Genomic DNA, 6,339 nt, shown 5'->3' with positions numbered 1-6,339 from the left:
ATTTCCTGGGGTTGATGAGCGTGGGTTTTAAAGCTGTATCCAGTCCGAAAGGCTTAGCCTTCTCTCTTAAGCCAAACGCTACATATAGCGTTCATGCGTAAGTCCTGTAAAATTCTGATAGTCGTATGGGCAGGCTTTTTTTACGCCTCACCGCAAAGGCCTCCCACACTTCTAAGAATTCAGAACTCGATCGCTCCAAAATCGATCTGTGACCATCGCTCTAAATCTTGCCTTCAAACCTCTGATGCCAGAGGATATACCCCGACACGGTAATAACCAGAGTGATGCCTCCTCCTACCCAAGCCAGCATAGGATTGTAACCGCTACGGCTGAGGGTCTGCATCCATAGATGGGTGCGATCGGAGGATATTAACCAATCTGCGACGACCGGAAAAAGATACATCAAAGATGCACCAACGATAAGCCAGCCCACCATAGAGGCGAGGAGAAAGATAGTTTTGGCTGTAGATTGGCTACCCATGAGCAATTGCGGTAAAGAACTAACTTTGAGATTAGCTCTTGAGATGCGTTATGTCAGCACAGGTATAGACCGAGGTAGTGGGCGATGCAAGCGTGAAACTGTAGAATTGATTTGAAGCGAAAGGTAAAGGGCGTTGCTGATTTACGGTATGAAGGGCTAAATATGCAAGTCAGAGAAACCAGTATCTACAAAACTTCGGGATTTTCAAGTTATTTTTTTCATACCCTGATTAAGCAACACCAATTATTCCTCCTCTTCATACTCTAACTCAGCAACGCCATAATTTTTAAGTATTTCCGCTGTCTTTCGTTGAGTCCTTGCCAGAGTTGAGCGTGCTTGTCTGCCATCGCTTTTCACCTGTGTCAAGCGATTTGATTTTTGCACCGCAAGGTTGCCGAAATCGTCAGCTTTTACCACTCTAAAACGTGCGAACATCTGTGAAAAGCGTTAGGGCGATCACGTGAAAATCGACCGGCACGGGCAAGCACGGGTACTAACTCAATCCGAGATTCGGTTGTTGTTCTCGGAGGGGTTGCAAACTGATACCAATTCACTATGAAGGTACACTAAATTTATGCTAAAAGTAGAGGCTCTCCAATATGGCCAACAAATTTAAGGTAGAAATCCAGGAAACGGTTGAGGAACTAGAGCATCGACTCGAACGGGCTATAACCGCAGTAAGTAAAGAAAAATTACTGCTATTATACTGGATTGCCACAAAAAAAATCAAAACAAGAGAAGAATTAGCCACGATGCTGAAGCGAGACTCTTCAACAATATATCGTTGGTTAAGAGCTTACAAACAAGGTGGAATTACCTCATTGCTCACAGTTAAAACAGCTCCCGGGAATACTCCACATATACCACCGGAAGTCAGAGAAAAATCAATCAAAAAACTGCAAGAACCACAGGGAGAAACAAGTTATGGCAAATTACAGCTCTGGCTCGAAAAAGAGTGCGGAATTAAAGTGAGCTATAAAGTGGTACATGACCTAGTTCATTATAAATTGAAAGCTAACCTGAAAATCCCAAAACCCCAAAGTAACAAAGCGAACGAAGAAGTGCAGGCAAGCTTCAAAAAAAAACTATGTGAGCTCATCAAAGTAATGATTAAATATTTCCGGAAATCCAATCCTGTAAGGATATGGTGTCAGGACGAGAGTAGATTTGGATTGATTACTATGCAGGGCAGAATGATTACATTAAAGGGGGTAAAACCCATTGGAAAAAAGCAATGGAGACGAGGAAATTTCTAGGTTTATGGAGTTGTAGAGCCATCAGCAGGTGAACAATATTATCAACAATTTTCTCAGCTTAATTACAACTGCTTTCAAGAGTTTTTAAATGGATTTGCCCAAAAATACTCAGACTCTTTCAATCTAATTATAATGGATAATGGTAGCTTTCATAAAGCTCTGTTATTAGACTGGCATGACCATATAATGCCAATATATTTACCTGCCTATAGTCCTGAATTGAATCCGATTGAAAGATTGTGGTCACATACAAAAAAAGACCTCAACTGGGAAAATTATTCTAGTTTAGATAAACTGGTTCTTCAGTATCTAGTATGCTAAACTAACAATTAAACTGCCAAGTAAGCAAACATCTAACTCGAAAGTTTTCAAAGTTTCTAAATCCGTAAGCAGAACGTTTAATCAACTTGAGCTTATTGTTGATGCCTTCAACCACACCACTCGTAGTCTTATAATCAAAGTAAGCAATAATCTCATCTAGCCAACGAATAATAGTGTTCTGACTATCGGGAAAATATTTTTTTGCTCCTGATAGCCATCTTCCCAGTTTAAATAAACCAACCAACCAATTATTAGTCTGTTCAAAAATATTTCTGAGCTTTTCTTTTACTTCAGGCATGAGCTTGAGAGTAGGAGATACATCTTTAACTTGCACGAGTTTAGTTTTTTGCTCTTCACTCAGGTCTGTTTCGTTCTTCAGCAACACATATTTACTTTTCTTCAATCCTTCTAAAACTCTCTCCTGCTCGACTTTTTCTTCTGAAGAGCCTGCTTTTTTAATTAAATCTTCTATCTGTCTTCTCTCGCGCTTTCTTTCGGCGTCTAATTCCCTGTTTATTTGTGCCATTACATGAAATCTGTCGGCGACTACTTGAGCATTTGGCATTAAGTCTATTACTAAATTTTTATAACCTTTCCATAAATCTATACTTACTTCTTCTATTTGCTCTAATACCTCTTTTCCCCACTCCAAGAGGACTTCCCTAATTTCTTCTTGTTTTCTTCCTGGCAACACCCCGATTAGCTTAGACTTCTCTAAATCTATTAATACTGCACAGTAATTCCCTTTTCCTTTAATTACAGCTATTTCATCAATCCCTAATCTCTTCAACTCGCTAGGCTTGGCTTTCAAGTATTCTTTCGCTGCGTCTTTCAACATCCTTTCTATTTCTTCTGTTGTCACTACTCCTTTTTTGGCTACGCTGTGGATATCGTTCTCTAACACTTCTTGAATTATTTTCCTAGCTAGCCGTTTCGTATAGCTTCTTCTTTTTCTGACCAACTCTAACTCTTCACTAAATGGCTTGCCACATTTTTCACATTTAAACTGTCGTCTGTTAATCTCTAAAAATACGAAGTTCTCTCCCCAAGGTACATCTTTGACTAGGTATCGATGATTTTGATGTAATCTATGGCTTTTTGTCCCACAGCGGGGACAGCTACTTTCCTTTCCAATTTGTTCGAGCTGTAAAATTATTCCAATCCCTTCATGCTGGCGATGTGAGATTACTTTTATTCCCTCTATATTCAACAGCTTTGTTAAAAACTTTATCTCATTTTTCGTTCTCATGGCTGTTAAACCCACCTAACCCCTCTAGCTTTGGCTTATATTTAATAATAAATGAGCTTCTTCTGTCAACCCGGGTAATGACTCTACCAAATATTTTGCTAGCTTCATTTGTCTTTCTTTCCTGGCGCGAGCTATTCATTTAGCATATTAACTACTGAAGAGCCGATAAACTCAAAGAACAGGTAGATATAATTATCAAATCTCTCACGAATGAAGAAGTTTTATCTCTCTGTGGTTGGGACTATATCCTTGAAGCTATATTAAGTGCAGGTTCATAGTGAATTGGTATGACCACGATCGCGCTCTTTTTAGCGTCTGCCTCTACACCGCTGCCCGGATTGCCGAAGCCTGCACCCTGCGAATTGCCGACGCCTACACCCCAGAAGGGGAAGTGCGCTCGGACATCATCTTTAGAAAAGCCAATACTAAAGGCAAGCTGGCAACGCGCTGCATTCCAGTCATTGAAGACCTGCGAGTGTTACTCGTTCGCTACCACCCAACGCCAGGCCAACCCCTTAATAATCGTGCAGGAAGTGAGCGGACAAAGGAATTTAGAGCAGTTGCAAAGGTATCTGGAAGTCAAGCCGGAACAGATCAGAGGAGCTGTGGCCAGTCTCTCTATGTTGAGTCATGGCAACATCGAAATATCTCTATTTCCCGATCTAAAGCCAGAGTCGGAAACTTTGGGGGAATTTTTTTCGGTAGCAACGATAGAGTGGGGTACGAGTGGATGTGATTGAGCGGACATCAAAGGAATTTGAGATTTTGCCTAAGCGCTGGATTGTCGAGCGTACTTTTGGCTGGCTCAATCAGTTTCGACACTTGAGTAAGGACTATGAACTATACACCCAGACCAGTGAAGCGATGATTTACGGGTCGCTCATCCGTTTGATGACCCGCAGGCTGTCTGCTTAATCTTTTGTTTACAAATTAGCTCTAATATAATAAGAACGTGAAAATCAGGTACTTACCCTATCTAGCAGCCTTTTTAACAGCGACGCTCGTTTTAGCGGTCGCCCAGCTATTCATTCGTTTAGAAAACGAACATTTCCAGCAGGAAAACCGCGTTGCTGTACTAGACCAGCTTAGCACGGTGAGAGCTAAGCTTGAAGGTTCTTTAAACCAGCGATTATTTGTAATGCAAGGTTTGGTAGCTTATATTTCAGTAAGCAATCCAAATATTAGCCAAGCAGAGTTTGAAAATTTGACTAGAGTTATCTTAGCCAAGCAACCCGGTATTCCTAGCGCTGCATTGTTCAAAAATTCCCTTGCAACCCATCTTTATCCTTTAGCAGGTCAAGAAGATGCTTTAGGATTTGCACCCCTGAAAATACCAGAAGAGAACAAGCCATTTCAAAGAGCAATTAATACTAGAAACACTGTAGTTTCGGGACCAGTTAAATTAATCGAACAGGGTAACATGGCTTTGATTACTCGTACTCCAATTTTTCTGAGTCCTGTGGGCAAACCTCCTGAAAGCGGTCGCTATTGGGGAATGGTAAGCATTGGTATTGATTTGAATATTTTATTAAAAGAAGCGGGACTATTAGACTCATCTGCCAAGCTTAAATATGCGATTCGGGGAAAAGATGGATTAGGCGCTGCGGGAGAAGTATTTTTTGGAAATGCGAAGGTTTTCCAGCGATTGCCTGTTACTTTAGAAGTAACTTTACCTAATGGATACTGGCAGTTAGCAGCTATTCCCAAAGATGGCTGGATTGAGAATTCACCTCTTTTAAAAGGGTTGTGGATAGCTTCTACTTTCAGTGCTATATTAGCTGGAACTGCAATATTTGTTTTGGTAAGTACGCCCGCAAAACTAAGAGAAAGAGCTTTACAGTTAGAATCTCTTTTGGATGAACTACGACGTACCCAAACAATGATGATTCAAGCTGAAAAAATGTCGAGTTTGGGTCAGATGGTAGCAGGTGTAGCGCATGAAATTAATAATCCAGTAAACTTTATCCACGGTAATATTAGTTATTCCAGCGAGTATGTAGCTGATTTAATTCGTTTGTTGGATTTGTATCAAAAATACTATCCCGAACCAGCCAAAGAAATTAAACTAGAAGCTGATAATCTCGACTTAGAATTTTTAGTTAAAGACTTACCAAAAACTATCAATTCGATGAAAGTTGGAACCGAACGCATCCAGCAGATCGTCCTGTCATTACGTAATTTTTCGCGTTTAGATGAGTCAGATCGCAAAAAAGTAAATCTCCATGAAGGCATTGATAGTACGCTATTAATTTTGCAAAATCGCTTAAAAGCTAACTCACATCACTCGGAAATTAGAATTGTGAAAGAATATGGAGATTTACCAGCAATCGAGTGTTATGCAGGACAATTAAACCAGGCTTTTATGAATTTAATTAACAACGCGATCGATACTTTGGAAGAGAAGCTGTCGTTGCCGAATTCTAAGGATATATATTTCATTCCGACGATTCAGATTGCTACTAAAATTGAGGGCAAAATGGCCGAAATTCGGATTTCAGATAATGGATCGGGAATGAAAGAAGAAGTCCGACGGAAAATATTCGATCCATTTTATACTACTAAACCAGTAGGCAAAGGTACGGGAATCGGCTTATCAATAACTTACCAAATTATAGTAGAGAGACACGGCGGAAAAATCGAATGCATCTCCGAACCAGGAAAGGGAACGGAATTCGCCATCGCTATTCCTTTAACTAATAAAAATTAGTTGCAAAAATTAGGTTGGCAATACTTACGCTCTTAGATAAAACTGTTTTTAGACGTAGCGGAATCCTACTTAGGGCTTGCTGAAAAAGCCTAAAACCCTTACATCAAAAGACTTTGGCTCCTGACGGGGCTGATCGTGTGTAAGATTATGAGCTAAAATTAGTCAAAAGCCTAGTAGAGCATCACTTTCGTAATGTACCGAAAAGTTGACCCAAGCCCAAACCCACCATCGGGAGCATGTCAATGAAAGCAGTGAGTAATTATACTTATGAAGTTTTTCCCTGATTTCCAATTAACCCGTTCAAGTAAGCACAACTCGGAGCTAA

At 40.3% G+C, this 6,339-nt stretch carries 6 protein-coding genes and 2 pseudogenes; 5 read left to right on the top strand and 3 right to left on the bottom strand.

Features of this window, described 5'->3' with window-relative positions:
* Positions 1-220: 220 nt before the first annotated feature.
* The gene (locus QUA34_RS29585; RefSeq protein WP_333064676.1) at positions 221-481 is read right to left on the bottom strand and encodes a hypothetical protein; all 261 of its coding nucleotides are present in this window, start codon (positions 479-481) and stop codon (positions 221-223) included.
* Between the two features lie 243 nt (positions 482-724).
* Complete coding sequence (locus QUA34_RS29580; protein WP_333391024.1) at positions 725-916, bottom strand: hypothetical protein; 192 nt, start codon at positions 914-916, stop codon at positions 725-727.
* 164 nt (positions 917-1,080) lie between these two features.
* On the opposite strand from QUA34_RS29580, the gene QUA34_RS29575 reads away from it, so the two are divergent.
* Both QUA34_RS29575 and QUA34_RS30315 read left to right on the top strand, forming a co-directional pair.
* On the top strand, positions 1,081-1,737 hold the full coding sequence (locus tag QUA34_RS29575) for an IS630 family transposase (protein ID WP_333391021.1): 657 nt from the start codon (positions 1,081-1,083) through the stop codon (positions 1,735-1,737).
* Positions 1,738-1,755: 18 nt separating this feature from the next.
* Positions 1,756-2,058 (top strand): annotated as a pseudogene (locus QUA34_RS30315) (transposase); the annotation flags it as partial.
* 1 nt (position 2,059) lies between these two features.
* Here the strand turns inward: QUA34_RS30315 and QUA34_RS29570 are convergent.
* Positions 2,060-3,307 carry an ISL3 family transposase gene (locus QUA34_RS29570; RefSeq protein ID WP_333332707.1) on the bottom strand — a complete coding sequence of 416 codons (1,248 nt, stop codon included), beginning with the start codon at positions 3,305-3,307 and terminating at the stop codon, positions 2,060-2,062.
* Between the two features lie 277 nt (positions 3,308-3,584).
* Here QUA34_RS29570 and QUA34_RS29565 point away from each other — a divergent pair, with 277 nt between their 5' ends.
* The 3 genes and pseudogenes from QUA34_RS29565 to QUA34_RS29555 all read left to right on the top strand — a co-directional run bounded on the left by QUA34_RS29565 (position 3,585) and on the right by QUA34_RS29555 (position 6,014).
* Positions 3,585-4,043: a hypothetical protein gene (locus QUA34_RS29565; protein WP_333332701.1), complete on the top strand. Its 459-nt coding sequence runs from the start codon at positions 3,585-3,587 to the stop codon at positions 4,041-4,043.
* A pseudogene (locus QUA34_RS29560) lies at positions 4,034-4,222 on the top strand (transposase); the annotation flags it as partial. The gene QUA34_RS29565 and the pseudogene QUA34_RS29560, both read left to right, overlap by 10 nt.
* A gap of 37 nt (positions 4,223-4,259) precedes the next feature.
* Positions 4,260-6,014 carry an ATP-binding protein gene (locus QUA34_RS29555; RefSeq protein ID WP_333332704.1) on the top strand — a complete coding sequence of 585 codons (1,755 nt, stop codon included), beginning with the start codon at positions 4,260-4,262 and terminating at the stop codon, positions 6,012-6,014.
* The last annotated feature ends 325 nt before the right edge of the window (positions 6,015-6,339 follow it).

Origin of the sequence: Microcoleus sp. POL10_C6 (assembly GCF_036701585.1) — a bacterium.
GTDB lineage: Bacteria > Cyanobacteriota > Cyanobacteriia > Cyanobacteriales > Microcoleaceae > Microcoleus.
Note: the sequence above shows the minus strand (reverse complement) of the source record. Positions and strands in the feature narration are given on the sequence as shown.